Here is a 26,812-nt window from a genome sequence, read left to right as displayed (position 1 = left end):
TGATATCGAAACCCGCTCAGTCGATGATGTACAGTTTTTTGTCATAGGAATGGCACTGGAGATTATGAATATAGCGCATGGGTGTCTCTCCGGAAAATTTCCTGAAATCCTTAATAAAGTGTGACTGGTCATAGTAACCGGATTCGAGGGCCGTATCGACACCGCTTAAATGATCCAGCGTGCTCGTTAAGTTGCCTACCGCTTTCTGGAAGCGGATAAAGCGGATTAGATGATTTGGATTCAGTCCAAAGTCTTCGTGTATTTTTTTATTCAGGTATCGCTCTGAATACCCGGATAGAGTGCTTAGCTCCGAGATCTTCATATCACCGTTTGCCTTTATGATCTCTGTCTGAACGAAATATTTCAGACTATGAGTATCCTCCAGCGGATCGTTGTAATGCTGGAGGTAATAATTCATAAATGACCTGATTCGTTCTTCAAAGGTGTCCGCAAGATAGAGCTGCTCCAAAAGTAGACTCTTCTCATTGCAGGAAGGAATCAGATCTTCAAAATTCATCTCACTGTTGACGATTTCATGCAGCGCCACGGTTTCCTTCGCCGGATTGATTCCTGGCATAAAACGAATGCCGAAATATTCACAGTTCAGATCATTGTCAACCTCACCTTTCGAAAGGCGTGAGCCTGCAATTCTTGCTTCCAGCCTGCCGTCCTTTTTGCAGAACAGGATGTCGATGCATGCATCGGGAATCACTCCCATTTTCGTCGCTTCGGAAGTAAACTGATAAAAATGCGAAATGCCGTACTGCATACACAATTTTTTTGTATATTTTGATGTAGAAAGCACAAACTCCGGCTGCTTTGGAATGATCCCGGATAAATTGAACATCCTATTTGCGTTCAACTCTGTCATCTCCTTTTTTCGCATCGGCTGTCAGGGCATTGCCATGTATCTCCTGACGATCGATGAATCGCATCAGCTCTGAAACAAAACTACAATCGAAAAAATATAATCGGAAAATACAAAAAAGCACGAAACGCTTACACGTCTCTGTGCTTTTGCTACATTGTAGCACCATGATGATACAGCGTCAATAGCTGCAAACCTGTTAATTTTTGGTGACCTCTGATTCATATCGTGCGGCAATCTGCGCGCACTTCATGAAATCAGAGATTCCTTGCACACTTCATGAAATCAGAGATTCCTTTAGTTCCGATTTTTACAATTCTGCACCAGCTCAGGCGGTTAAAATAACAACCAAGACAAAGAGGTCATGTGATATCAGCAATTCACGGGTCTCTTTTTTTATTACAAAAAGAAGGAGGACGGATACCGATGAAACGAATCAACTATTCATCAGGTGCTCCGCTGGAGGCCGCCGTGGGATATTCGAGAATGGTAAAGCTCGGTGACCATATTTATATCGGAGGTACGACGTCGGTTCAGCCTGATGGTACCGTTTATGGAGAAACACCTTACGAGCAGGCCAAATACATTTTCACAAAAATGATCGCGTTGCTGGAAGAATCCGGTGCGGGAAAAGAAGATGTATTCAAAATAAAAGGATATCTGACTGACATGAAATTTGCCAAAGAAGTGGGAGACGCTTTTTCGGAGCACTTTAAAGCGGTCCTGCCGCTGTTTACCATGGTAGAAACACCAAAGCTAAATCGCGAGAGTCAGATGGTGGAACTTGAACTGGAGGCTTTCGCCGGATGTGAGGTTTGAAGAAATCTGGATCGTGTCAAGAGATTTATGAAAACCCGGAGCAAAAAATAGACTTAATTAGAACCTTGGAAGGAGGAATTGAAAATGAAGCAACCGAATATTGATTTTATTTACCTGAATGAAGAGGATATGATGAAGGCTGGTGTCGGAGATATGGCAGGCTGTGTCGATGCAATAGAGGAGATGTTTATGCTCCTGAAAGCCGGAGATTATCGCATGGGAGGGCCCAATGGAAATTCCCACGGCGTCATGATGACGTTTCCGCTGGAATCACCGTTTCCCAATATGCCCACTGACGGGCCAGACAGACGATTTATGGCAATGCCAGCCTACCTTGGCGGGAAATTTGATATGGCCGGCATGAAGTGGTACGGATCCAACGTGGATAATAAACAGAAAGGTCTACCCAGATCCATTTTAATGCTCACCTTAAACGACAAGGAAACGGGAGCACCACTGGCTTACATGTCAGCAAATATCCTCAGTGCTTTCCGAACCGGAGCAGTGCCTGGAGTGGGCGTAAAGTATCTTGCAAAAGAGGATGCCAAAGTTGTGGGAATCATCGGACCCGGCGTCATGAGCAAAACTGCCTTTGATGCAACCATGGCAGTAAGAAGCCAGATAGAAACAGTGAAAATAAAAGGAAGAAGCAGGGCATCCATCGACAGCTTCATTACATATATCCGGGAAAAGTACCCTAAGGTTGAAGACATTCAAATTGCGGAAACCGATGAAGAAGCGGTCAGGGATGCGGACGTTGTTCACATTGCAGCTTCTGTTCCTACAGGAGATGCCGCCCTGTATCCCTACATCAAGGAGGAATGGATCAAACCTGGTGCGATTCTCTGCTGTCCTGCAGCTGCTCGGTTTGATGACGATTTTATTTTGAACAGGGCGAGAAACGTTGCGGATAATGTGCAGCTTTATGAAGCGTGGGAAGAGGAAATGGGGTTTCCTGCTTATAACTCCATTCCCATACCGGCAGTACGCTGCATGGATCTGATGGCAGAGGGCAGGATGCAGAAGAATCAGCTCGATGATCTGGGGGATATTCTGACCGGAAAAGTTCCGGCTCACAGAAATAAGGATGAAATCATCATTTATTCTGTGGGAGGAATGCCCATTGAAGACATTGCCTGGGGCACCATCGTATACCGCAACGCACTAGAAAAGGGAATCGGCACAAAGCTGAATTTATGGAGCGTTCCCTATCTGGCATAAAGGATTTGAAAATCAGCAAGGCATTTAAAAGAAGCGTATAAGAGGGGGAGTAGTTGTTATGAGAATCAGTGAACATCCAATTTTGGGAATCCCTGAACAAAAGAAGGAAGTGGAATTTACTTATGACGGAAGCGTCATAAAAGGACTTGAAGGCGAACCCGTTGCTGCGGCATTGAAAGCAGCAGGCGTAACCATACACCGTTATACCGCCAAGCATCATTCACCACGTGGCATCTTTTGCGCCATTGGAAGATGCACTGACTGCGTCATGGTGGTGGATGGCATGCCCAATGTTCGCACCTGCGTCACCCCGCTGACTGCTGGCATGGATGTCAGGACACAGTACGGCGTAAGCGTGAAGAGAAGGGAAGGTGACGGGTATGGTGCGATATGATCTCATTGTGATCGGAGCCGGTCCGGCGGGCTTATCGGCAGCCATTGAAGCTGCGAGAAGCGGATTGCAGGTAATCGTCTTTGATGAAAATGCAAAACCCGGCGGTCAGCTCTTCAAACAAATCCATAAATTTTTCGGATCAAAAGAACACAAAGCAAAAATCAGGGGCTTTCAAATCGGCAGCGAGCTTCTGGAGGAGGCAGCTCAGGCAGGCGTAGAGGTGGTACTCAACGCTTCAGTCATCGGCCTTTACCTGGATAAAGAAATCACGGTGAGAATTGAGGACCGTTTGCTTCATTACAAAGGTGATACTGTAATTGTAGCTACCGGAGCTTCGGAAACCATGGTGACCTTTGACGGGTGGACCCTTCCGGGTGTCATCGGCGCAGGCGCTGCCCAGACCATGATGAATCTTCATTCTGTACAGCCGGGAAAAAGAATCCTGATGCTGGGAAGCGGAAACGTAGGTCTTGTGGTAAGCTTTCAGCTGCTTCAAGCAGGCTGCGAGGTTGCCGCCATCGTGGATGCTGCCCCGCGAATTGGAGGCTATGGCGTCCATGCGGCAAAAGTGGCACGCTGCGGCGTTCCTTTCTTTCTCTCTCATACCATTCTTCGAGCGGAAGGGGACGACAGGGTGACGGGCGTCACCATCGGAGAAGTGGATGGAAGCTGGAATCTGATTGCGGGGACAGAAAAGCATTTTGATGTGGATGCCATCTGTCTGGCGGTAGGGCTTTCACCCATGTCTCAGCTCCTTCAGATGGCGGGATGCGAGATGGAGGACCATCCGAAATTTGGAGGGCTTGTTCCGATCTGTGATACATACGGGGAAACCTCGATTCCGGGGCTGTTTGCAGCCGGAGATGTCTCGGGAATTGAGGAAGCCAGCTCCGCTATGATCGAGGGCAGAATTGCAGGAGCCGCCGCGGCGCTCTGCCTGGGATACTTCTCTGAAAGCGAGTTTGCCTTACGGGCAGCGGAGCTCGCACGGGCTCTGTCCAGTCTCCGTCAGGGAATGTTTGCACCGGAAAACAAAGGAAAGAAATCAATTGTGACAGAGGAAGGCTGCCCGGTTTCCGAACATCTGCTGGGAACAGGGTTCCTGACAGAGGATGAAATTTTCGCCTATCCCGGAGTCAAGAGGATCAAAGGAATTCATCCGGTCATTGAATGTTCTCAGAATATTCCCTGCAACCCATGTCAGGATGCCTGCGCAAGAAAGTGTATTAAAGTAGGGGAACGAATTACTTCTCTGCCTGTGGTTGATGAAGAGGCTTCCTGCTCCGGCTGCGGCATGTGCGTAGCTGCCTGCTCTGGTCAATGCATCTTTCTTGTAGATGAAGAATTTGAGGAGGACTATGCTGCTGTGGTGATCCCTTATGAATTTCTCCCTCTGCCCAGGGCAGGCGAGAAAGGAGTCGCACTGGACCGCAGCGGAAAGGAACTCTGTGACGCTGAAGTAGTTGAGGTGAAGAGCCTTACGGCTTTTGACAAAACCAGCCTGCTCACAATAAAGGTATCAAAAGAAATGAGCATGCGAGCAAGATTTTACAAAAAAGGGGTGAGGGTTGGATGAAGAAAAATGATCGTTCCAGAGAGCTTGGCAGCTTTCAGCCATTGCCGGATGACGACCGCCTGATTTGCCGGTGCGAGGAGATTTCAAAAGGAGAGATTCGAAGAGCCGTCCATGACGGAATGTTCACCCTGACTGAAATACGGCGTTATCTGAGAACCGGAATGGGGTTATGCCAGGGGCAGACCTGTGCAAAGCTTGTCCGAGATATCGTAGCAAAAGAACTGGGAATCAGCGCGGGAGAACTTGAACGTGCCGCCGCAAGAGCACCGATGCGTCCAATCGAGATGAGAGCCTTTGCAAATGAAGGGAAAGGAGGTGAGTGAGATGAAAAACAGTTTGGGGGTAAGTGAAATGAAAAACAATTCGAATGAGAGGAAAATAAAAGGTAATTCGAATATGAGTAATTTGAGAAACAGCTCGGATGTGATCATCATCGGCAGCGGAGTCGTCGGAAATTCTGCGGCGTACTATTTGGCGAAGAGGAATTATTCTGTTACCGTTCTTGAGAAAAGCAATCATATTGCTAACGGCGGCTCGGTCAGAAACGGCGGCGGTGTGCGGCAGTCAGGAAGAGATAAACGGGAGATGCCCTTTATCATGCATGCTGTGAAAAATATGTGGCCGACCCTTTCTGAAGAGCTGGAAATGGATGTGGAGTACTACCAGGAAGGCAATTTGAGGCTGGGAAAAACGGATACTCATGAGCGGATTCTCTCAGATTTGACAGACACCGCAAGTGCCTGTGGGTTGGATGTGAAGATGATTACCGGTGAAGAGGCAAGAACCATCTGCCCGTTTCTTTCAGAAGAGGTGACCTCAGCCAGCTGGTGTCCTACTGATGGACACGCAAACCCAATGCTCACCACCCTGGCCTATTACAGGAAGGCAAGACAGCTGGGCGCCAGATTTATAACGGGTGACGGTGTGGCGGAAATACGAAAGGTCAGAGGAAGAGCCTGCCGGGTCATCACCGAAAGCGGGGAGGTCTACGAGGCAGATCGAATCATCCTTGCAGCAGGCTATGAAAGCAGAAATTTGGCCGCTACTGTGGGAATTGATGTTCCTATGACACGCTGGCTCATGGAGGTTCTTGTAACAGAGGCGCAGCCTCCCATGTTTTATCAGATGCTGGGTACCGCCATGGCAGACTTCTATGGGCACCAAAGTACCCATGGCTCCTTCGTATTCGGGGGCACCTCAGGATTTGAAGAGACCAATAAAGACAATGGCGCACCTTCAGCCTCCAGTATTACAGCACCCTGCATCTGCCGAGGAATTATCAAATATTTTCCCGCCCTGGAAAACGCTAAGATTGTTAGAACCTGGGGCGGCTGGATTGATCAGTGTGCGGATCATGTGCCGGTAATCAGCTATGTGGATGAGGTTCCGGGACTCATTCTTGCCTGCGGGTTTTCGGGACACGGCTTTGGCATTTCTCCGGCGGTAGGTCTCACCCTTTCCGAGATGGCTGTTGATGAGAAAACGACCATTGACATCTCCCAGCTGCGCTACGACCGGTTCACAGCTAAAATCTAAGGAAATGCTGATGAATTTCACTCACTTCATGAAATCAGTGCTTTCCTAAGACGGACTTATCTTTTTTATTATTAAGCCAATAAAAAAATGAATTAAAACGGTATTGGAACAAAGGTGTTCAGCTGCTGATGTATGGCGGCGGACACCTTTTGTCATTCTGATACACATAAAGGAGGATCGTTATGGACATGAAAAATATGACTACGTTAAAACGGACGTTAACAACAAAAGATCTGGTCATCTATGGACTGGTATTTATGATTCCGCTGGCTCCTGCCGCTTTATACGGCGTCTTTCTGGAGCCTTCCGGAGGGATGGTGGCGCTGTGTTACCTGATTGGAATGGCAGCCATGTTTTTTACGGGGATGAGCTATAAGGCAATGGCCAAAAAGTATCCCCTTGCAGGCTCTGTATACCTTTATGTTCAAAAAAGTGTATCCCCGGCTTTTGGATTTTTAACTGGCTGGGCGATCCTTTTGGACTATTTCCTGATGCCGGCAACGGTTGTCATCATCGGCAGCTCCTTTGCCAGCAGTCTGCTTCCCGCAGTGCCGGTATGGGCATGGACTCTGTTCTTCATCGCTTTCTGCACCATCGTCAATATTCTCGGTGTGGATCTCATGTCAAAATGCAGCTGGATCCTTTTTGCCCTGCAAATTGTTGTCATCATAGCATTTATTGCCTGCACCATCCGTCTATGGATCAATGGAACCATTCATTTCAATACCATCTCTTTTTACAATCCCGAAAGCTTCAATCTATCTGGCATTTTGCAGGCTACGGGAATCGTAATCCTGAGTTATCTTGGCTTTGATGCTATCAGTACGCTTGCTGAGGAAACCGTGAAACCTGAGAAAAATGTGGGGAAAGCAATCATCTATGCGATCCTGCTCATCGGCCTGATCTTCATTGTTATTACCTTCTTCTGCGGAATTGCCTATCCCAATTATCAGGAACTGAACGTAGACTCTGCATTTATTGATATCGTTGACTTTGTAGGAGGCTCCTGGCTAACCGTACTGACCACATTTACATTGGTTCTCTCCTTTGGAATTGCAACCTGTCAGGCTTCACAAGCAGCGGTTTCCAGAGTGCTCTTTGCAATGGGCAGAGACGGCGTGCTCCCAAAATCTCTGGGGAATATCAGTGAAAAATATCAGACTCCTGCGGTTGCCATCATATTTGTAGGAATTGTGATCACCCCAATTGCACTATTTTGCTCGCTGGGCCTCATTTCCACCATGGTCAGCTTCGGTGCATTGTTTGGATTTCTGCTTCTCAATGTATCTGTTATCTGGAGCTTCTACATGAAGGATGAGGAAGGCCGCAGAAAGGATCCGTTAAAGACCGTATTCCTTTATCTCATTTGCCCGCTGATTGGATTTGTGGTTTCTCTCGCTATTTTTATCAATCTGGGAATCAATGCACATGTAGTGGGATTTGGCTGGCTTGTTTTGGGCTTTGTCTATCTGGTGTGCGTAACAAGAGGGATGAGAAACCCAGTTCCTCAGCTGGATTTGAGCTAATATTTTAAAGGTGAAGAGCCGTTGTTTCGTAATTTCGAAGTAGCGGCTTTTTCTTAATGATTCGTACTGATGGAATTGCAATCCGCTATTCTGTTTGTATTAGCTGCTTACTGAAGGAACGGCAAGTGCGGTTCTTTTTGTTATGATAGGTCAGAGGAGGACACCGAAATAAAATTATTGATTGCCATATAAAAAGAAAGATTTTAAACTGTATTTGAGGGAAATCTAATCAGATAGAGCAGGCTTTATGAGGATCTTTTAAATGAAAGGGTACAGTGCTGCTGGAAAGGTGGAGTGTGATGTGCGGAAGATATACTTTTTTTACGGATAAAGAATTGCAGGAGGTAGATGAAATCATCGATCAGATCAGCAATGAAATCCTGCTGGAAAAAATGAAGGCGGGAGAAATCTTTCCCACCAATGCAGCTCCGGTACTGCTGCCCCAAGGGGAGCTGGTCATACCAAGGATTATGATCTGGGGTTTTCCCAACTTTCGGAACAAGGGCGTTATTATCAATGCCCGTTCAGAGACTGCAAGGGAAAAAAAGCTGTTTGGACCATCGTTGGTGAACAGAAGATGTGTGATTCCCTCAACAGGATTTTACGAATGGGATCGGCACAAAAGGAAGTTTCTTTTTAGCATGTCGGATTCAAAGATGCTTTACATGGCAGGCATCTACAGCAAGTTTGAAGAAGAAAACCGATTTGTAATTCTCACCACAGGAGCGAACCGTTCGATGGAACAGGTACATGACAGGATGCCAGTGATTCTTCCGAAAAATAGGATCAAGGATTGGCTCCTGGATGCAAACCAGTTGGATGATATTCTATTTGGGAACCAGCCGGAATTGGTTAAGAGCGAGGCGGATGGGAACCAGCTGGAATTGGTCAGTATTATGGATGGAGCATAGACCTGGCAACAACTGCCTTATTCTTTCATAGTATAGTAGATACTGTTAAAATCATAGCGCGAGAGGGGCTATTGCATATGAAATATAAGGTGGCAATTTACAGTGATAAACTTTATGCAGATGATCTTTTATGGGGATTTACAGCTGCAGGCTGCGAAGCGCAAATCATCACGCCGGCATCAACACAAGATTTCAATAGATTAATAGGAGAAATAAATCCTGATTTGCTGATTCTTTCCTCCTATATGGGCTATTTCAAGGATACGATGCTTACTCATATCGGCTTTAGAAAATTACAAAGGTATAAGTGTGTTGCTTGGGATACAGAAGGAGTAGGCCAATTTGATCTGCAAATGAAAGGTTTTGAATTATCAAAACCCGATATGATATTCTCGATCTGTCCAGAGATGCTTGAAATACTCAGAAGCAAAAGCATTCCCTGTGAGAGACTTGATTTTGCATATAATCCCACAATTCATTATCCCAAATCATTGTCCGTAAATAATAATAAAACCATTAGCTTAGTTGGCAATGCATGGTTATGGTATTCGCAGCATTATCCTGAGCATTTCAGGTATCGCAAGGCAATTCCCATCCTATTAAAACCTTTAATTGAAAATAGTTACAAAATAGATTTTTATGGCAGCACAGAATATCAGCAGGTGATCAAAAATTTTCTGAATCTTGATGTGCCGCTTGAATGGTTTAAAGGCACAATTTCATATCAAAAGACGTGTGATATCTATAATAATTCCTTTGTAAATATAATCACACAGAATCATGAACAGACGATAACCAGGCGTACCTTTGAAATCTTGGGTTCCGGAGGTTTTGGCCTTTCTTGTTATAACACTGCCTCAAAAGATATGTTTGGAAACAGCGGCGGATTAGCAATTACAAAATCACCTAACGAGACCCTTGATTTAATAGAGCATTACAGAAGAAACGTGGATGACTATATAAAGGTTCGTAAAAATGCACCTGTTAGTGTACAGAATCACACTTATAAAGAAAGAGCCGAAACAATAATCCGTAAGATTTTTAGAACAGACAAATGACTGTTAGGCAACGCATAAAAACTTCAAATAAGTGTAGATATGGGAAATGGGCTGTCGCCCTAAAATTAAAACTGACGCAGCAGCCCAATTTCGCTATCTAAACTATAAGCTGAATTAACTGGTTCTCAGCCTTTTAATCAGTCCGATAATATAATCAAGATCTTCTTTTTTGAGGTCTCTTTTTGCGTCAAGAAGGACACGGGCGCTCACATCGTCATATATTTCCAGAGCTTTTCTGGCAGTTTCCTCATCCAAAACGCTGCTGTATCCGAATTGGTGCGCTGATACACCTTCAGGCTTCTTTTCTTCAGCTAGCTCCCAGCCCATAATCCATTCGGGAGAAACTTTCAGCGCTCTTGCCATCGTCTTTAGTTTGTCTAAGGGGATATTCTTAATCCCTCCAGTTTCATATCGTTGAAGGGTGGACTTACTCATACCCGTCAAATCGGCTAAATCTTGGAAGCTGTATTCTAATTCGATACGCCTTGATTTTATCCGCTCAACTATATTGCGCATGGTCTCTTCGGGCATTTTCCCAACTCCTTTCTATTTATTTGCTTTTATCATACACTAAACGTTTTAAATACGCAACAATAATTTTGAAAATCGTTGCGTAAATGGGTTGACAATTTTCCTGTAGTGGAATATTATGGGTTTATCCTAAATGTGCAACGAAGGGGGCAGGATCATGAAACGAGAGATTTTAAAACAAAAACTGTCTGAACAACATTTAACGCAAGGCCAGCTAGCTTCGAAAATAGGGATTTGCGAAAATTCAATGAGCAGAAAAATGAGGGGCAAAAGAGAGTTTCGGGTATCTGAGGTTATTGCAATCTGCAATGTATTACAAATTGCAAACCCATCAGAGATCTTTTTTGATGATGATGTCCTAAATTCGCAACGAAACATATCGTTTAGAAAAGGAAACCGATGAGTGAAACGGAGTGATTAGAATGATTGGAAGAGAAGACGAATTAAATCAGAGAGCAGAATACAAAGAGCTTGCTTTGGCCGCAGCCAGAGAAGCCATTCTTGAACTTACAGCGCAAGACAAAGCATCGGCTAAAAAACAGGTATTTCAGAATACCAATCTCCTGCTGGAGCATTATCTGGATTTGAAGGCATACTGCATACATGCGGTATATAAGGAATTTCCTATCAATCTGGAAGATGCCGTTAACCTTGAAGGGTATGAGATTACCATTCAATCAATTAAAGCAAATCTTGATGTAACAAGGATTATCCTGTCTCATGTGAATACTGCACTGGCGCTCCTGAAGAAAAAGTGCAGGGCGCGGGGTTTTGATCAAAAGTTCAGAGTAATTGAATTGATGCACTTGGATGAAAAGATGCAGGCAGTTTCCTGGCCGGAGAGAGTTCGTATCATATCTGAAGAGCTTCAATGTGAAGAAGCCAGTGTTTTGAAATGGAGAAATGAAATGGTTCGCGACCTGGGGGTGTTTTTGTTTGGTGCGGGCGGATTAAAGCTAGGATGGCAGAGCCCTTATTCCGTTATGCAGAATCGATGATCATTGACGGAATATTTCATCTGAATTAGCGGAATGTTATATTTGAATTGAAGTATGACCTAAGGGGGGCTGGGAATGAAATGTTCAACTTGTGCAAACCGTTGGCCCAATAATATGTGCCGGAGCATGATGAGAAAGCCAAAGGCAAGATGGTGCTACATGACGGCCGAAGAAGCAGTGAATGCAGAGCGGGCAGTAATTACATATATAGAGCAGCAGGAAGAAACGCTCGAAAGTGAAGAAGAATTAAAAAAACTCAGGATGATAAAGACAAAGGCACACTCCAGAATTACGGAACTGGAGGGCTGATTATGATACGGTGTATCCACGAAGATTGCAAATATCGCGGGCTGCTTGGCGAGAACATTGACTATTGCAATTATATCGGGCATGCGAAACGAGCAAGACGATGTGATCCTGCTGTTTGTGATAAGTATCTGTCAAAGCTGGAAACTGGAACTGCAGCTGCAAGAAAATCGGTCGCTGAAAGCTGCCAGTCGGATCTTTTTCAGCAGAGGTACTAGTGTGATCCGGCTGAAAATGATTCGATGACACTCTTCCAAGGATCGACCGCACAGCTAACTAAGGCAAAGGGATGAAACCAGAAAGGAAAATAGATGATCGCGAGAACGTATCAGGATTTACTGGATGAGATACAATTTTACAATACCCGAATCAGGCAGCTCAATTATGAAAGAGCTGCCCTTTTACTCAAACATGGGGCGCCGGCAGGACTCCGCGGTGCAAGACTTGATCCCTCGGGCGTTAAAAGTTCCGTGGGTTTCTTATCCGTGGAGGAAGTCTTCCTGCGGGTTCAGCAAATTGAGGCTTCCATCAGGGATTGCAAGCAAATGAAAAATCTGCTTTTAAAACAGCTGGATGAAATCAACAAATCCCTGTACAGGCTGGAGGGCCGACCTTATAAAATATTTTGGCTCCATAAATGTGAGAATAAGAACTTTAAAGACATTGCAGAAGAAGTGGGATTGTCCCTAAGCCAGGTACAGCGGATTTATAAAGATGTGCTGAATGAGGAGGTTGAAGCGGCAGGAAACTGAGCACTGGTTAAGAACAGGCAAACCAATGGGTTATTGGAGCCGTACGAAAAACGAAAATGAAGGAGATCAGGAAGAGCACTGAACTACTGCGTCCATGAAAACATAAAAAGTGCTATTGTAATGCGGAGGCTGCCGTTGTAATATGATATTGTCAGGAAGTTTAGATCGAGACTGTTGGATTCGTCCAGCAGTCTTTTTGTTCGCCCTCCATGGGCGGACTCCTCCTCCTCGACTGTCTGAACTTTTGGATTGTTCATTGGCATCACAGAAACAGGATGTTCGTTGTTCGCCAGAATTTTTGAATGATATCGTTTGAAAAGTGTGAATGGAAATCAGTGATTTCGTGATTCACACTTTTTTGTTGCTGAATTTAAATAGAAAGGAGGTGATGGCTTGATATCATACTTCAGTTTCATGAGCAGAAACGGCCAGGGAAAGAAACAAAGAATTGCTTCAATTGTTTTCTTGTGAAGGAGGGGATCGAATGATCAAATCGTACATTGATAAGAGAAGGGAACGGGTGGCCGGAATGCAGTCTATTGTTGATGCTGTCAAAACAGAAAGCAGAGCCATGGACCGTGAAGAAGCAAAAAAATTTCACTATTACGAAAGAGAGATTCAGAAGCTGGACATGGCCATTGAAAATTGGAAAAGGATGTGAACCTCAATGATTGTAAGCGAAATAACCTTGAATGATGTTGCCGGCTATCTGAAATTGAAAGACGGCGAATATACCCAAGCAGAACTGCAGATCTATCTGAATGCGGCCGTGGCTTTTCTAAAAAAATTTACCGGGTTTGATGCAGCAGGTTTGGATGAACATGAGGATCTCACGGTGGTGACCCTAATGCTCTGCCATGATATGTATGAGAATCGTAGTCTGCATACTGAAAAGCGCAATATGAATCAGATTGTCGAAATTATTCTGACACTGTACAATGCAGCCCGAGACTTATAAAACGGAAAGGAGCGGCATGATGAATTCAGGAGCGTTGAATCAAAAAATTAAGGTTCTTGCACTAAGCAGAACGGACAATGCCTACCAATGGATCTGCATCGATTCCATATGGGCGAAAGCAGAACCGTGCTTTGACAGAAAATCCTTTCAGAGCCGAAGGATGGTCAAGCCGGTTAAGTTCATCACCCGGAAAAATGGAATTACAATGAGTCACGCAATTTTATGGGAGGATGAACACTGCTTTATCATCAATATCACCGAGATCGACCGAATGTATCAGGAGATTACCGCGGTAGTTATAGAGCCTAAGCTCTGCAAGGTGATCAAGACGGAGGTTCATCTGGATGCCTTTAATAGACCCGTCTTAAGTGGTGTGAAAGAGATTTCCTTTCCGGGCAGCATTGTGGACTTGCCGTCAAAGAGAGAGACCGCCAAACCTATGTCGCGTCTTGAACTAAGGTATCTGCTGACAGTGCCAAAGGAAATCGAACTGCAGGCAGGCGAATTGATCTCAATTGGCAATACCGATTATGAAGTATGGATTCCGCGTTTATCCTTCAGCGATAAGAATCAATACGAAATTAGAGTAAGGAGAGATGTCTGATGCAAAGCGTAAAGGTAAAAGGCTTTGAAAAGCTCGATGGTGCAATTGATTCCTTGCTCGATAACCTTCCGGCGGCACGCAGCGAGCTTCGTAATTCCTTGAAAGAGATCATTCAGAATGATCCAAATGAGGCTCATGCAGAGAGTGCCGCAGCGCAGGAAGCTCAGAAATTTGCAGACAAAGTGGCAGACCGATTGGAGGGGGTATCATGATTGTGGAAAAAGAGATTCTGCTTATAGTGAATCAGATGCTTGCTGTGCAGTTTCCTCAGACGGCTGTCTATGTCAACAAATGCCCCGGGGATTTTATACGGCCCAGCTTTTTTATCGAACATGTTTCTACAGAACAGAAAGACAACAGCTGCAAAACAGTAATGAAGACGGTGGTTTTTCAAATTACATGTTTTGCTCCGGTGGACAGCCACTACCACTCCGATTCGGAACTACTGATGGAGAGACAGACAGACGTTCTCAATCTGTTTCGGAAAGGGTATATCGTTATTGGAGACCGGGCCGTCAAGGTGAAAGCCGTCAGCAGCGGTTTCAATGAGGGTGAGGCCTATGCGGAACTGCAATTCGAATATTGCGATGACCGCCTGGAGGAAGCCGGAAATGAAACGCTGATCGGTTCTGTAAGTACTAAGGTTAAATTAAAGGAGGGAGAGTCATGGGACTTCCAAATATCAATATAGAATTTAAAACAACCGCAGCTTCAGCCATTGAGCGCTCTGAGAGGGGCGTTGTAGGGATTATCGTAAAGGATGCTGCCAGCAACGGAGCATTTGCTCTGACCAAGACATCGCAGATTCCGGCAGCGCTGGGAACAGAGAACAAGGCTTATGTAGCAAGAGCTTTCAACGGCTACGTCAATCCGCCGAAAAAGGTTATTTTATATGTACTGCCAACTGCGTCAGAGGATCTCTCTGAAGGTCTTTCCTACATGGCCACGCAGAATATCGACTATCTGGCAGGTCCTCCAAGCATCAATCAAACGGAGGCTGCAGCTGTTGTCTCTTGGGTGAAGGAACAGAGAGCGGATGGTTATACACCCAAAGCAGTGCTGCCCAATACTGAGGCTGACAGCGAAGCCATCATCAACTTTACTTCCAGCGAGATTCTGGTGGATGGTATCGAATACACGGCCGCCCAGTATTGTTCCCGTATCGCAGGACTGGTTGCAGGAACGCCTCTTACGATTTCCTGTACCTATGCACCTCTTCCAGAGGTTACGGGCGTAAAAGGCATGACAAAGGATCAAATGGATGCTGCAATTGATGCCGGTAAATTTATTATCTTCCACGATGGGGAAAAAGTTAAGGTCGGACGCGGTGTTAACAGCCTCCAGACCACTACTCAGGATAAAGGCGCTGCTTTTAAGAAAATAAAGATCGTCGAAGCAGTGGATATGATGAACAGTGATATCCGCATGACAGCCCAGGATTCCTATATTGGAAAATATGCCAACAGCTATGATAATAAATGCCTTCTGATCGGAGCCATCAAGGGGTACTTTGCAACCCTTGAAACACAGGGTGTTCTGAAAATTGGTTCTGCCGTTGGAATTGATCTGGCGGCTCAGGAGGATTATCTCCAGTCCCAGGGGATCAACACGGATGACATGACTGCACAGCAAATCAAGGAAGCAAACACCGGAGATAAGGTATTTCTTACCGCATCTGCATCAATTCTGGATGCGATCGAAGATATCAGCCTTATGATTGTGATTTAATAAGGGAGGATATGAGTATGAACAGCGCAAAAAGAATTATGAGCGGAACCTGGGGCGAAGTCTGGCTTGACGGAGACTATGTTTCCGAATGCTACGGGCTTCAGGCGAAAGTCAGCTTCAATAAGGAGGATGTCAATCTTTGCGGAAAGATGGCCACAGACAAAAAGGTCAAATCCATCAGCTGTACCGGTTCGCTGAAGCTGCACAAGGTAAACAGCCGCATGGCGCTCGTCATCGGCGACTCCATGAAAAACGGCAAGGACCTGCGGTTTACCATCATTTCCAAATTAAAGGACCCAGACGCTTACGGTGCAGAGCGAATTCTGCTTAATAACGTTTCCTTTGATGATCTCACTCTTGCCGACTGGGAAGTAGCTACAAACGGAAAGGTGGAAGCACCCTTCACCTTTACAGACTATGACTTCCTTGACAGTGTGGAGGCCTAATCCATGGATACACTGGAACTACTGCTGAAAACGGAAATCCCCGATCTGCCGGAAAAGAGCTACAAGGTAAAACGTCTCAGTACACTCTGCGGCGCACCTATCGTTTTCCAGTTGAAGGCACTGCCGTATAACCGTGCAGCAGAGATCATCAAGGACCAAAAGGAGGATATGAATGTTCATATCCTTCTGGCCGGTGTGGTTTCACCGAATCTGAAATCTCGTGAATTGCAGGAAAAATACAAGGCATCAACTCCTGCAGAACTGGTAAAAGCAATGCTCCTGCCCGGCGAAATTGAGGATATCTCCAGAGCTGTCGAACTGCTGTCTGGTTACCGAGCTACCACGATTGAAGAGATTAAAAAAAAATAGATGAAGATCCGGAAACCCAGGTCATGTATTACCTGTTTTCGCGGCATCACATCCTGCCAGGCGCTTATTACAACCTGCCTCCGGGCGATAAGGTTGTAATAAGGGCCTTTTTTGAAAGACATATGGATGATCTGATAAACGCTGCGAGACCAGTTGTATAGGTTGTATCAATTGGAAAAAACAAATTATCAAGGTGGCGCGGCAATGACCAAGGTTTCAAAGATCGAATAAATCGGGAGGAGGCGAAACGATGGCACGGAAAATCAGCATTGAGATTGTGGCACAGGACAACTTTACCAAAACCCTGAAGAACATGCGAAGTGATACACAGAAATTCAATAAGGACTTGGAGACACTGGGGAATAAACTTAGTAAATTTAATGAAAGCATGACAATTGACACGTCGTCAGCCGAAAAGGGGCTTGAGAACCTTATTTTGGAGATTAGTAATACAAAAGCTGCCCTAAAAAGCTTGCAGGATGAGATGGTACATGGTGTTGGTTCTGAAACTATGGCTAAGGAATCGGAAAATATTGTTCAGGGTAATCAAAATGCGGAAAAAAGTTTTGGGAAGCTGAAAAAAACCATACAGGAGAGTAGTTTGGCTGGCGAGATGAAAAAGCTTGGGTTAGATCAATTCTCTGAAGCTGTCATTAATACGACTAATAAAGCTGTATCAGTATATTCGAAAAGTGCCCTTGGAGATGAGGAGGGCACAATGGTTAGCAATGCCTTTTCTATGGGGCTCATGGGAGCGCAGATGGGTGCCTTTGCAGGAATTGCCGGAGCCTTGACGGGAGCTGCAATTGGAGTTGGAATAGGACTAATAAACGGAGCACTAGAAAACTACTCAAAAAGAGATGACTCATTTAAAGCTTATTATGGCAAGCAGTACAACGATATCGACGAGGCAAAAAACGAAATGATCACCAGTGCCGCGAGCCTTTCACTTAGTAAAGCAGAAGGCACTATATTGCTGGATGAAATAAATAAATTGAAAGGCCTTAATGATGAGAACTTACTTGCGGCTGGAAACGCTTATCAAAATAAGTTGTTGAACGATGACGAAAATAAAGGTGATATCTACGATCAAATAGCTTTTTTGGAATCTGATGAGGGTAAAAAAAATGCAGAAATCGATACGGAATACGCCGATTTCATGGCAGGCCTGGAGAATAAAAAGCAAGCGTATGATATCGAAGCGAAAAAAGCCCTTGTTGCAGATCAATTTGATCAAAATGTAATTAATGACCTAAAGAATACAGGATATTCAGATGAATCTATAGAACGCTTTAAAACAATGAATGAAGAATTTAAAAACTCAGATACAAGTGTTCTTCAAAAGAAGAACCTGCAAATGGAGGCGGGGGCAATCTCAGCAAACGAATATGCAGGTGATGAAGACGTTCAGAAGGTTAAGGATTCGAATTTAGAACTGATCTCAAATTTACAAACCTCAGCAGAAGCAAATGATGCGGGATGGGTAACTGTAAGAGAGATTAATAATAAACTGACGGAAGGGCTTATGGCTGCCGGTAAGGAAGGGACACAGATAATACCTGTCAGGGGAATTACTCCTGCCGCTTATCGAAAGCAAAGCGCCTACGGCTTAAACTACGTCCCCTACAACAATTTTCCAGCCATGCTTCATGAAGGAGAACGTGTCCTCACAGCAAGTGAAAATCGCGGCTATGGAAAAGGTGGCGGAGTAACCGTAACAGGAAACAATTTCACCGTCAGGGAAGAGGCAGATATCGGGAAAATCGCCAGGGCATTATTCAGGGAGATCGAGAAGACCCGTATGGTCATGGCATATTAAGAAGGGAGGAATAAGGTTGCGTAAATTTATCTTCAGAGAACCGGATACCAGCAAGGAAATTGTTCTTCCTGTTACGCCGGGCAGCTTTAATGTATCCCATGGAGTGAAAATAGAAACTATCAATATTCATGGACTTGGCGATATCAATTTGGCGGGTTATGGTACATTATGTGCGTTTAAAATTGACTGCATGTTTCCATCCAAGCATTATCCATTCATTCAGAATCTCATGTATTCCGATCCGTATAAGTACATTCAGGAACTTGAGGTTTGGTGCGACGCCAGAAAGGTGATCCGTTTCATTGTCTCCGATACCATGGTAAATGTCCCGGTACTAATTGAGGATATCGCATATGGCGAGAGAGACGGAACCAGAGATGTCTATGCGTCGATTTCACTGCGTAAATACAGGACTCTGGCAGCAAATATTGACCCATCAGTGGGCACACAAAATAATGCAAGAGAGCCTGCCGCAGCACATCCCACCCCAAATGAACACAAGGTTGCATCAGGTGATACACTCAGCGCCATCTGTAAAAAATACTATGGCAATGCTTCCCTCTATCCCAAACTGGCGAAGTACAACAATATAAAAAACCCGAATCTGATCTACACGGGTCAGAGCATCAAAATTCCTGACAAGAGTTTGCTGGTTTAGGAGTGTGGTTTTAATGATTAAACTTTCAATTACAGGGAAAAACGGTTCAGTAGATATTTCGCAGCTGGTTCCAAGCATCTCTCTCTCAGGAGAATTTCAGCAATGTGCCAGAACCCTGGAGTTTAGCATGGTTGCTTCTGCAATCGATACAAATCTTCCTGTGGTATCCTGTGAACTCGGCAACCAGGTGGTTGTTACGCTTGATAGTCAGGAGCTGTTCAACGGCATTGTATTCTCAAGACATAAGAGCACATCAGGGAGCAGCATCAACGTTACCTGCTTCGACTATGGAATCTATCTGAAGCGGAATGAAGCGGTGTACAAGTTCCCCAATTGGACGCCGGAGGCAATTACGAAACGGATTTGCACTGACTTTGGAATTAAGCCTGGACGGATAGCAGCAACCGGGGTGAAAATCAGCAGAAATTTCATTGGGGTGGATCTCTACAGCATGATTCAAACTGCATACACCATTGCATCGGTCAAAACGGGGAAAAAGTATCAGATCAGGTTCAGAGGTCTCGAGCTTGATGTCATAGAAAAAGGAATGGCGAATGAGCCATTGATTTTAAGCAGCGGCAGAAATCTTATATCAGCCTCCACCACGGAAAGCATTGAAAGTATGATCAATCAAGTCCGAATCTATAATTCGAAAGACCAGCTGATCGATACAAAAGAAAATAGCGAGGCAGTGAAACTTTATGGACGGTTGCAAAGCTATCTCAGAAAGACGGATGATGAAGACGCAGCGAAGGAAGCTGAGAAAATACTGAAAGACTACGATGTATCACAAAAGATCACCGTAGAAAATTTGGGTAGTCCGCTTAATATCACGGGAAATACTGTGATTGTTCAAGAACCGTATACTGGATTGTACGGTCTTTTTTATATCGACAACGATGTTCATATGTGGAACAAAGGCCAGTATACCAATAAATTGGTTCTAAATTTCGAAAACATGATGAATGAAAAGGACGTGGGCAAGCTTGGCTAAGCAAGAACCAGATACTTGGTCAGGGATTGGTTGCGATTTACAGTTTGGGGAGGTGATTTAAGTGGAAGACAATCCTTTCACTTCTTTGGTAAGGGGGATTCGGGAGGAAGCGAAAAAACAGATTCCTGCATTTGTCAGGTTGGGAGAAGTAATTACTCCTGCCCCATTAAAGGTCAATGTGGCGCAAACAATTCAGGAGGAGGATGCACTTTTAAAAAGCAGCAGCCTGACAGAGTTTGAGACTGGAGAGCAGCTGCTTCTGATCCCTATTGAAAATGAACAACGATACATAATAATCTGCAAGGTGGTGGAGGTATGAGCAAAACACTTTTTCCGAGTATTCAACCGCAGACGTCAGAAGCTGAAAAGGCTATGCCGCTTTTTAAAGAGGTCAAATGGGACTTTATAAACAATATTCCGATTTATAAAGGCGGATCTCCTATGATTGTTTCTGGGAAAGATGCGGTGGTAGTATGGGCATGGAAAGCACTACACACACCGCGGTTTCGGCATGAAATTTATACATGGGATTACGGAAATGAGGTGGAATCGCTGATTGGCCAACCTTTTACAGAGGAATTGAAACAATCAGAAGCTGCACGTTACTTTGAGGAGTGCTTGCTGGTTTGCCCTTATATATCAAGTGTTTCCGATGTAACAGCAGCGTTTTCCGAAGGAAATCTAAAGATTCAGGCCAGCCTAAAAACAATTTATGGGGAGGTGGAAGTGAATGTATGAACATTATACAGTTGAGGCGATCAAAAGCGATATCCTGAGCAGACTGAATACGGATATCAATACCAGCGAAGGCAGCTACACAAGCGATATGGTCAGTACCGTAGCCCATGAAATATGGAAATACTATCAGGCCCTCGATGCCGTTGTGCCAATCGTTTATATTGATGAAACATCCGGGGAATACATAGACAAGCGATGTTCGGAATACGGCATTAAGCGAAAACCAGGAATGAAAGCGACAACACAATTAACCTTTACTGGAATCGACAATACAAAAATCGAGGCAGGAAAGGTCTTTCTTACAGCAGAGGGACTGCAGTTTGAGACCGATTCGTCTGTGACGATAACCGGCGGCATGGCAACGCTAAATGCAACTGCTGCGGAGATTGGCAATGAATACAATGTGGATGCTGGCACAATTACGCATCAGATCGTCACTGTAAGCGGCCTCATCTCGGTTACGAATACGAAGGCTGCCGGAGGTACAGACGAAGAAACTGATGCTGCTTTGGTTGCTAGATTTTACGATTTCCTCCAAAACCCCGCAACATCCGGGAATGCCTCCCATTACAGACAATGGGCTCTGGCCGTGGATGGCGTTGGAGCAGCGAAAGTCACGCCATTGTGGGATGGACCTGGAACAGTCAAGGTGCTGATCACTGGGGATGATAATATGCCTGTGGATTCGACGATTGTTGATAATTGTGCCTTAAATATAGAGGAACATCGGCCTATCGGAGCAACTATTGCGGTTAAGAGTGCTGAAGGGCTGGAGGTTAATGTCTCTGCTGCTGTGGAAATTGACACCTCTACAACCGTATCAGTTGTAGAAGCAACTTTTACAATGGCTCTCGATTCCTTTCTAAAGAATATTTCATTTTCAAAATATACAATTTTATATAATCGGGTTGCAGCGATGCTTCTTGGCATTGATGGTGTAATTAATTACTCTGAACTAACAATCAACGGAGAAACGGAAAATGTGAAAATCGGACCTGATCAGGTTCCCGTTCTTGGATCAGTGGAGGTGACTGGATCATGAATCTGACTCATTTACTGCCGGATTATTACAAAAGTTCTACGGAAGCTGTTAAGCTACAAACTGCGTTTGGAACATGGACAGATTCACTTTATTCTGCGAAAACTGAATTGCTTCGGCAAATGAATGTGTCAACTGCAACTTGGGGATTAAGTACATGGGAGAAAGCACTTGGCCTTGAGACAGATGCTACTAAGCCATATTCTTTTCGTCGAGAAAGAGTCATGAGCAAGCTGCGAGGAGCAGGGACAACTACTGCAGCGATGATTCGGAATGTGGCAGAGAGCTTTTCCAATGGCGAGGTTGCTATTATTGAATATAATCATGAGAATCGGTTTGAAGTCAAATTCACCGGGACTTTTGGGCTGCCTCCTAATATGGCGGATCTGACCAAGGCCATTGAGGAGATCAAACCGGCGCACCTGGCATATTCATATGTATTCATATTTAACACGCATGAGGCGCTCAGTGCTTATACACACGCAGAGTTGTCTTCCTATACACATGGCCAATTAAAGAATGAGGTGAGAATATAATGGCAACAACAACTGAGAATTATGGGCTTAAAAAGCCGCTGACGACAGATTACTATGATGTTGAAGTTCAGAATGAGAATATGGATCGCATTGATACGGCGTTGAAAGAAGTGGAAGAACATTTCGAAGTGCTAGATGATCAAAATGTAAAACTAGGTGGAGAGCAGATATTAACAGGAGTAAAATTCTTTCCAACATTAATTAGCAATGGCGATAACAACCATCTACAGTTTTTCCGCAACTTTTCAAAGGAATGGCATGTTGAAGCATTGGAAAACAAGCTTAGCGTTGTGCAGAGCGGAACTGCAGAAAGACTTGCAATTGGTAAGGATGGAAATGTTAGTGTTAATGGTTCATTAAACATTTCAGCCCCAACCCAGAGCTCCCATGCGGCAAACAAACAATATGTGGATGATAATAAATATGTGCATCCGACCACGGCGGGGAATAAGCATATACCAGCAGGAGGAGCTACAAATCAAGTACTGCAATATTCAGCAACAGGAACTGCAACGTGGCAAGACTTATTGGCCAGTGAAATGGGATTATCATCGGTAGTTGCAGCATTGTTTGGAGTGTCAACAGTTGATGATGCCTTGAAAATGATACCTCCTAAACAAAATATAACAGTAATAAGTACTACTGGAAGCTGGAATCCTCCTAGATCTAATATGGAAATAGCCGTGTTTATGATGTCCGGCGGAGGTGGAGGCGGCGGAGGTGGAACAACTGGTAGTTCAATCGCGGCAGGAGGCGGAGGCGGAGGCGGAGGCGGCTACGGGGTATCCATAGATAGTTTTTTTGTGACGTCAACTTCTGCGATTCCGATCGTGATTGGGGCTGCTGGGGCTGCTGGGGCTGCGGGTGCAAACGGAGGAGATGGAGGAACAACGTCTTTTAATGGGATATCAACTGTAAAAACAGGTTTAGGCGGTAAAACAGGATGGTCAGGTGGAGTAGGCACTGGAGGAGATGGATGTAATGGCGGAGGCGGAGGCGGATCTTACGGAGCTTATACTGGAAGTTCCGTAAATGGCGCGACTGGTGGAGCTGGTGGACTATATACACGTGAAAATGGTAATCCCGGTGGTAACTCAGGACAAGTAGGTGGGAGTGGTGGAAATGGATACTACAGCCAGTTAGCAGGACTCGGATGCTATTGCGGACCAAACCGAACAATGTATGGAGGCGGAGGCGGCGGAGGCGGCGGAGGCGGCGATTCAAGATCCTCTGGCGCTGGAACTGGCGGAAACGGAGGAGCCGCTGGAAATAGCGCTGGAGCTGGAGGAAAAGGCGGAGGCGGTGCAAGTAATACGGCTGTAGGAGCCGCGGGTACTGCCGGTGTTTCTTCTACAGTAAAAGGCGGAGGCGGCGGAGGCGGCGGAGGCGCTGGAGGAAACTACGGTGTAAACGCTGGTGGAGCGGCTGGAGCTGGAGGAGCTGGAGGAGCTGGAGTAGTAGTTATATTATATTAAGAACGGGGAGAGGAAAAATATGTTTCAAAACAATTGGGCATTTATTGAGAATGGTGTATGCACCAACATGGGATATTTTGAATCTATGGAAAAAGTCAAAGAGTTCCGGGCACTCTGCGATGGAACTGGAATGTACGACGATCTTGTTCCGGAAGAGCCAGGTTTTTGGATTGGTGACTATTACATAGACGGCGTTTGGATCCATCCAATATCAATACCCTCTAAACCTGCTCAATCGGAAGCCTCAAATGGAACAGGAGAGTAAAATAAATAAAGAAATTGAAACCTGAACGGAATACTTCGAACTCCAGTGATATGTTAGTATCTATGTTGGAAAAAGCCTGATCGCACATAGTTGTCGGATTATCGCCCGATAAGCATCAGGCAGTCAGGGAAATACTGATTAATAACGGAATGCAGATTATTTTAAAGAATCGCTCTTCAGGGGAAATCCTCTATGTTTTTGGGAGACTGGCAGTAGCACTGACGATACTATATTCAAGAAGGAGATTGAACCATGCTCAACGAAATAAAACAGTCCATAAAGGACAAGCTTACAGCCTTGTTCCCGCCAGAAGAAGGCTATGCTCTCTTTGACGAAAAAGTTCCAGAGGGCAGTGAGAAACCATATTTCTTACTCTTGTTGACGAAGCAGACCTACAGCAAGAAACTAAAAAACAAATACCAAAGTATACTATATTTTGATCTAGGGTATTACAGCAATCTAGATACCGCCGAAAATAAAAAAGACCTGATGAGGGTACAGGAAATTCTCGTCAGGTCTTTTGATTCGGCGGGGACATACCGGGTCAGGAACAAAAGTGCTCAGATAATAGAGCAAGTATTGCATGTAACCTTTGATATCAGCTATTCAGAAATGAAAGTTGAGGAAGCTGTATCTATGCAGCAAATAGAAGCTACAACTAGTGTTTGAAAAGGAGGGTCATCATGGGAGGATCATGGACCAGTCAAAACAAGATTTTACCGGGAGCGTACATAAACTTTCTCACCAACACGGCATTGTCGATCACGCCCGGTGAGAGGGGAATTGTCGTACTGCTTCAGGAGATGTCTGTTGGTGCTGCAGGTGAAATGTATCCTGTAACAGCAACGGATGCAAGCAGTTATCCAAGCGGAGCAACTGATGCGGATAAGATTTTGGTCAATCAGGCTCTGAAGGGAGCAAAAACGGTTATCGTATATAACCTTGGTTCAGCTCATGATTCCAGCGCGCTCACCAGTGCTTTGGATTCATTAAAAACAGTTGACTTTAATACTCTTTGCTATCCTTTTACCGCAGCAACCCACGCTGCCAGCCAAGCGGCCATTAAGACTTGGATCACAGCCATGAGGGATACAGAGGGTCGTAAGATTCAGTCTGTTCTGGCGGATTATTCAGGCGATTCTGAAGCAGTCGTCAATGTGACTCAGGGCGTGAGATTATCGGACGGCACAACACTTACCAGTGCTCACACAACAGCCTGGGTAGCGGGTGTTACTGCAGGAGCAACAATTTATCAGTCCAATACAGGAAAAAAGTATACAGATGCCATTGATGTCGTTCCCAGACTAACAAAAAGTGAAATGGAAGCTGCTGTGTCAGCCGGTAAATTTATATTCAAGGTTGATTCTGCTCAGAATGTTACCGCTGTTTATGACATCAATTCGCTGGTTTCATTTACTGTGGACAAAGGTGAAATGTTCAGAAAAAACAGAGTGATGAGAACCATCGATGGAATCAATAATGACATCGTTGAGATCTTCGAGGCAAACTACGTCGGCAAAACCAACAATAACGCTGACGGCAGGGCTCTGCTGAGGGCAACCTTGGTTCAGTATTTTACCGAGCTTCAGAACCTGTCTGCAATTCAGAATTTTACAGAGGATGATGTAACGGTTTCTGCCGGTGTTGACTCTGATGCAGTGGTCATTGATAGCTATGTTCAGCCAGTAGACAGCGTCGAGAAAATCTATATCACTGTGAACTTAGCTTAATAGGAGGATAAAATCATGTCAGATAATTATACAAGAATCGCGGATACCATATCCTCTCATGAGGGGAAGGCCTATATTACCATCAACGGGTCAAACAGGGAACTGTTTGAGGTATCCACTTTGAAAGCACAGCTAGGATTGACCGTATCAGCAAAAAGAATGCTGGGCAGCAGAATGACGCAACACAAGGTGACTGGGGCAGAAGGAACCGGAAGCCTGACCATGTATTTTATGAACAGTGAAGTGCTGAAACAGGCATTAGCTTACCTTAAGGAAGGCAATTACAACGGAATCACACTGCAGGTATACAACGAGGACGCTCAGTCCACCGTAGGAAGGCAGGAAGTCGTTCTGTCAAATGTTATATTCGCATCCATTCCGGTGGCGGTGCTTGATGACAGTTCTGATGATCCCATCACTTTTGACACCGACTTTACCTATGACGGAATCAACGTTCTGGAAAGCTTTGCGCTTCCGGAAAACTACAGATAAGAGAAGGAGCCTTGCGCTCCTCTCTTCTTTCAACAATTGTTAGGAGAAAACAAAATGAGTTCAATAAAAGCATTTTTAAACCCGGTTCAGATCGGGAATCGTGAGGTCATCGTTTCGGAACGGTTTCTGGGGGAGGACGGTAAACCGAGCCCCTTTATTATAAAGCCCATCACGCAAAAGGAAAATGAACAGCTGATCAAGAAATATACAAAGGTCGACAAGAAAGGCGTTGAGACCTTTAACCGTACGGAGTATGTCCAGGCGTTGACGGCAAGTGCTGTCGTGGAACCAAATCTTTCGGATGCAAAGCTCCAGGATAAGTACGGACTTGGTGAAACTGAGACGCTGAAAAACATGCTGCTCATCGGAGAATTTGCAAACCTGGCTCAGGCAGTTCAGGAACTCAGCGGCCTTGATAAAGATATCAACAAGGATATTGATGAAGTAAAAAACGAATAAGGGAGG

35 protein-coding genes and 2 pseudogenes are annotated in these 26,812 nt (G+C 44.9%); 33 read left to right on the top strand and 4 right to left on the bottom strand.

Annotated features, from left to right (window positions below; translation table 11 throughout):
- Positions 1 to 16: 16 nt before the first annotated feature.
- A complete protein-coding gene (locus FRZ06_10250; GenBank protein QOX63703.1) occupies positions 17 to 886 on the bottom strand; it encodes an AraC family transcriptional regulator in 870 nt (289 codons plus the stop codon).
- A gap of 402 nt (positions 887 to 1,288) precedes the next feature.
- Here FRZ06_10250 and FRZ06_10245 point away from each other — a divergent pair, with 402 nt between their 5' ends.
- From FRZ06_10245 to FRZ06_10205, 9 genes are all read left to right on the top strand, one after another.
- The gene (locus tag FRZ06_10245) at positions 1,289 to 1,687 is read left to right on the top strand and encodes a hypothetical protein (GenBank protein QOX65897.1); all 399 of its coding nucleotides are present in this window, start codon (positions 1,289 to 1,291) and stop codon (positions 1,685 to 1,687) included.
- Positions 1,688 to 1,771: 84 nt separating this feature from the next.
- Positions 1,772 to 2,908, top strand: coding sequence for an ornithine cyclodeaminase (locus FRZ06_10240; protein QOX63702.1), 1,137 nt, complete (start codon positions 1,772 to 1,774; stop codon positions 2,906 to 2,908).
- Positions 2,909 to 2,966: 58 nt separating this feature from the next.
- Entirely contained in the window at positions 2,967 to 3,302 is a 336-nt protein-coding gene (locus FRZ06_10235) for a (2Fe-2S)-binding protein (protein QOX63701.1), read from the top strand.
- Positions 3,289 to 4,878, top strand: a complete 1,590-nt coding sequence (locus FRZ06_10230) for an FAD-dependent oxidoreductase (protein QOX63700.1) — start codon at positions 3,289 to 3,291, stop codon at positions 4,876 to 4,878. Before FRZ06_10235 ends, FRZ06_10230 begins: the two co-directional genes overlap by 14 nt.
- Positions 4,875 to 5,201 carry a (2Fe-2S)-binding protein gene (locus FRZ06_10225; protein ID QOX63699.1) on the top strand — a complete coding sequence of 109 codons (327 nt, stop codon included), beginning with the start codon at positions 4,875 to 4,877 and terminating at the stop codon, positions 5,199 to 5,201. The genes FRZ06_10230 and FRZ06_10225 overlap by 4 nt, the downstream gene beginning before the upstream one ends.
- Before the next feature lie 82 nt (positions 5,202 to 5,283).
- Complete coding sequence (locus tag FRZ06_10220; GenBank protein QOX65896.1) at positions 5,284 to 6,414, top strand: FAD-binding oxidoreductase; 1,131 nt, start codon at positions 5,284 to 5,286, stop codon at positions 6,412 to 6,414.
- A gap of 188 nt (positions 6,415 to 6,602) precedes the next feature.
- Positions 6,603 to 7,940: an APC family permease gene (locus tag FRZ06_10215; GenBank protein ID QOX65895.1), complete on the top strand. Its 1,338-nt coding sequence runs from the start codon at positions 6,603 to 6,605 to the stop codon at positions 7,938 to 7,940.
- A 299-nt stretch (positions 7,941 to 8,239) separates the two neighbouring features.
- Complete coding sequence (locus tag FRZ06_10210; GenBank protein ID QOX63698.1) at positions 8,240 to 8,851, top strand: SOS response-associated peptidase; 612 nt, start codon at positions 8,240 to 8,242, stop codon at positions 8,849 to 8,851.
- Between the two features lie 77 nt (positions 8,852 to 8,928).
- Positions 8,929 to 9,909 carry a glycosyltransferase gene (locus FRZ06_10205; protein QOX63697.1) on the top strand — a complete coding sequence of 327 codons (981 nt, stop codon included), beginning with the start codon at positions 8,929 to 8,931 and terminating at the stop codon, positions 9,907 to 9,909.
- Positions 9,910 to 10,023: 114 nt separating this feature from the next.
- Here the strand turns inward: FRZ06_10205 and FRZ06_10200 are convergent, their stop codons facing one another.
- On the bottom strand, positions 10,024 to 10,440 hold the full coding sequence (locus tag FRZ06_10200; protein ID QOX63696.1) for a helix-turn-helix transcriptional regulator: 417 nt from the start codon (positions 10,438 to 10,440) through the stop codon (positions 10,024 to 10,026).
- 133 nt (positions 10,441 to 10,573) lie between these two features.
- On the opposite strand from FRZ06_10200, the gene FRZ06_10195 reads away from it, so the two are divergent.
- The 19 genes from FRZ06_10195 to FRZ06_10105 all read left to right on the top strand — a co-directional run bounded on the left by FRZ06_10195 (position 10,574) and on the right by FRZ06_10105 (position 22,385).
- Positions 10,574 to 10,843 carry a helix-turn-helix transcriptional regulator gene (locus FRZ06_10195; GenBank protein QOX63695.1) on the top strand — a complete coding sequence of 90 codons (270 nt, stop codon included), beginning with the start codon at positions 10,574 to 10,576 and terminating at the stop codon, positions 10,841 to 10,843.
- A 19-nt stretch (positions 10,844 to 10,862) separates the two neighbouring features.
- Positions 10,863 to 11,438, top strand: coding sequence for a hypothetical protein (locus tag FRZ06_10190; protein ID QOX63694.1), 576 nt, complete (start codon positions 10,863 to 10,865; stop codon positions 11,436 to 11,438).
- A 75-nt stretch (positions 11,439 to 11,513) separates the two neighbouring features.
- Entirely contained in the window at positions 11,514 to 11,747 is a 234-nt protein-coding gene (locus FRZ06_10185) for a hypothetical protein (GenBank protein QOX63693.1), read from the top strand.
- 2 nt (positions 11,748 to 11,749) lie between these two features.
- Positions 11,750 to 11,962, top strand: a complete 213-nt coding sequence (locus FRZ06_10180; protein QOX63692.1) for a hypothetical protein — start codon at positions 11,750 to 11,752, stop codon at positions 11,960 to 11,962.
- 93 nt (positions 11,963 to 12,055) lie between these two features.
- Entirely contained in the window at positions 12,056 to 12,496 is a 441-nt protein-coding gene (locus FRZ06_10175; protein QOX63691.1) for a transposase family protein, read from the top strand.
- A gap of 667 nt (positions 12,497 to 13,163) precedes the next feature.
- Positions 13,164 to 13,454 (top strand): phage gp6-like head-tail connector protein, encoded by a 291-nt coding sequence (locus tag FRZ06_10170; GenBank protein ID QOX63690.1) that lies wholly within the window; start codon positions 13,164 to 13,166, stop codon positions 13,452 to 13,454.
- 16 nt (positions 13,455 to 13,470) lie between these two features.
- On the top strand, positions 13,471 to 14,058 hold the full coding sequence (locus FRZ06_10165) for a hypothetical protein (protein QOX63689.1): 588 nt from the start codon (positions 13,471 to 13,473) through the stop codon (positions 14,056 to 14,058).
- Complete coding sequence (locus FRZ06_10160; protein ID QOX63688.1) at positions 14,058 to 14,270, top strand: hypothetical protein; 213 nt, start codon at positions 14,058 to 14,060, stop codon at positions 14,268 to 14,270. Before FRZ06_10165 ends, FRZ06_10160 begins: the two co-directional genes overlap by 1 nt.
- Positions 14,267 to 14,749, top strand: a complete 483-nt coding sequence (locus FRZ06_10155) for a hypothetical protein (protein QOX63687.1) — start codon at positions 14,267 to 14,269, stop codon at positions 14,747 to 14,749. The genes FRZ06_10160 and FRZ06_10155 overlap by 4 nt, the downstream gene beginning before the upstream one ends.
- Positions 14,725 to 15,786: a phage tail sheath protein gene (locus tag FRZ06_10150; GenBank protein QOX63686.1), complete on the top strand. Its 1,062-nt coding sequence runs from the start codon at positions 14,725 to 14,727 to the stop codon at positions 15,784 to 15,786. The genes FRZ06_10155 and FRZ06_10150 overlap by 25 nt, the downstream gene beginning before the upstream one ends.
- An 11-nt stretch (positions 15,787 to 15,797) precedes the next feature.
- Entirely contained in the window at positions 15,798 to 16,232 is a 435-nt protein-coding gene (locus tag FRZ06_10145; protein ID QOX63685.1) for a phage portal protein, read from the top strand.
- A gap of 3 nt (positions 16,233 to 16,235) precedes the next feature.
- Positions 16,236 to 16,601 carry a hypothetical protein gene (locus tag FRZ06_10140; protein ID QOX63684.1) on the top strand — a complete coding sequence of 122 codons (366 nt, stop codon included), beginning with the start codon at positions 16,236 to 16,238 and terminating at the stop codon, positions 16,599 to 16,601.
- A 250-nt stretch (positions 16,602 to 16,851) separates the two neighbouring features.
- A complete protein-coding gene (locus tag FRZ06_10135; protein ID QOX63683.1) occupies positions 16,852 to 18,420 on the top strand; it encodes a hypothetical protein in 1,569 nt (522 codons plus the stop codon).
- 16 nt (positions 18,421 to 18,436) lie between these two features.
- Positions 18,437 to 19,078, top strand: coding sequence for a LysM peptidoglycan-binding domain-containing protein (locus FRZ06_10130; GenBank protein QOX63682.1), 642 nt, complete (start codon positions 18,437 to 18,439; stop codon positions 19,076 to 19,078).
- Between the two features lie 13 nt (positions 19,079 to 19,091).
- A complete protein-coding gene (locus FRZ06_10125) occupies positions 19,092 to 20,072 on the top strand; it encodes an alpha/beta hydrolase (GenBank protein ID QOX63681.1) in 981 nt (326 codons plus the stop codon).
- 61 nt (positions 20,073 to 20,133) lie between these two features.
- Entirely contained in the window at positions 20,134 to 20,391 is a 258-nt protein-coding gene (locus FRZ06_10120; protein QOX63680.1) for a DUF2577 domain-containing protein, read from the top strand.
- Positions 20,388 to 20,810, top strand: a complete 423-nt coding sequence (locus FRZ06_10115) for a DUF2634 domain-containing protein (GenBank protein ID QOX63679.1) — start codon at positions 20,388 to 20,390, stop codon at positions 20,808 to 20,810. The genes FRZ06_10120 and FRZ06_10115 overlap by 4 nt, the downstream gene beginning before the upstream one ends.
- On the top strand, positions 20,803 to 21,852 hold the full coding sequence (locus FRZ06_10110) for a baseplate J/gp47 family protein (protein QOX63678.1): 1,050 nt from the start codon (positions 20,803 to 20,805) through the stop codon (positions 21,850 to 21,852). Before FRZ06_10115 ends, FRZ06_10110 begins: the two co-directional genes overlap by 8 nt.
- A complete protein-coding gene (locus FRZ06_10105) occupies positions 21,849 to 22,385 on the top strand; it encodes a DUF2313 domain-containing protein (GenBank protein ID QOX63677.1) in 537 nt (178 codons plus the stop codon). The genes FRZ06_10110 and FRZ06_10105 overlap by 4 nt, the downstream gene beginning before the upstream one ends.
- 694 nt (positions 22,386 to 23,079) lie before the next feature.
- On the opposite strand, the pseudogene FRZ06_10100 reads toward FRZ06_10105, so the two are convergent.
- Both FRZ06_10100 and FRZ06_10095 read right to left on the bottom strand, forming a co-directional pair.
- Positions 23,080 to 23,166 (bottom strand): annotated as a pseudogene (locus FRZ06_10100) (RNA-binding protein).
- A gap of 558 nt (positions 23,167 to 23,724) precedes the next feature.
- A pseudogene (locus FRZ06_10095) lies at positions 23,725 to 23,856 on the bottom strand (flagellar motor protein MotB).
- Between the two features lie 23 nt (positions 23,857 to 23,879).
- Between FRZ06_10095 and FRZ06_10090 the strand changes: the two are divergent.
- The 5 genes from FRZ06_10090 to FRZ06_10070 all read left to right on the top strand — a co-directional run bounded on the left by FRZ06_10090 (position 23,880) and on the right by FRZ06_10070 (position 26,806).
- Complete coding sequence (locus tag FRZ06_10090) at positions 23,880 to 24,125, top strand: hypothetical protein (GenBank protein ID QOX63676.1); 246 nt, start codon at positions 23,880 to 23,882, stop codon at positions 24,123 to 24,125.
- A gap of 252 nt (positions 24,126 to 24,377) precedes the next feature.
- A complete protein-coding gene (locus tag FRZ06_10085; GenBank protein QOX63675.1) occupies positions 24,378 to 24,794 on the top strand; it encodes a hypothetical protein in 417 nt (138 codons plus the stop codon).
- Positions 24,795 to 24,808: 14 nt separating this feature from the next.
- Positions 24,809 to 25,855, top strand: coding sequence for a phage tail sheath protein (locus tag FRZ06_10080; GenBank protein QOX63674.1), 1,047 nt, complete (start codon positions 24,809 to 24,811; stop codon positions 25,853 to 25,855).
- Positions 25,856 to 25,870: 15 nt separating this feature from the next.
- Entirely contained in the window at positions 25,871 to 26,347 is a 477-nt protein-coding gene (locus tag FRZ06_10075; GenBank protein ID QOX63673.1) for a phage portal protein, read from the top strand.
- 54 nt (positions 26,348 to 26,401) lie between these two features.
- Complete coding sequence (locus tag FRZ06_10070) at positions 26,402 to 26,806, top strand: phage portal protein (protein QOX63672.1); 405 nt, start codon at positions 26,402 to 26,404, stop codon at positions 26,804 to 26,806.
- Positions 26,807 to 26,812: the final 6 nt, after the last annotated feature.

The organism is Clostridiales bacterium, from assembly GCA_015243575.1.
Lineage (GTDB): Bacteria > Bacillota > Clostridia > Peptostreptococcales > Anaerovoracaceae > Anoxybacterium > Anoxybacterium hadale.
Note: the sequence above shows the minus strand (reverse complement) of the source record. Positions and strands in the feature narration are given on the sequence as shown.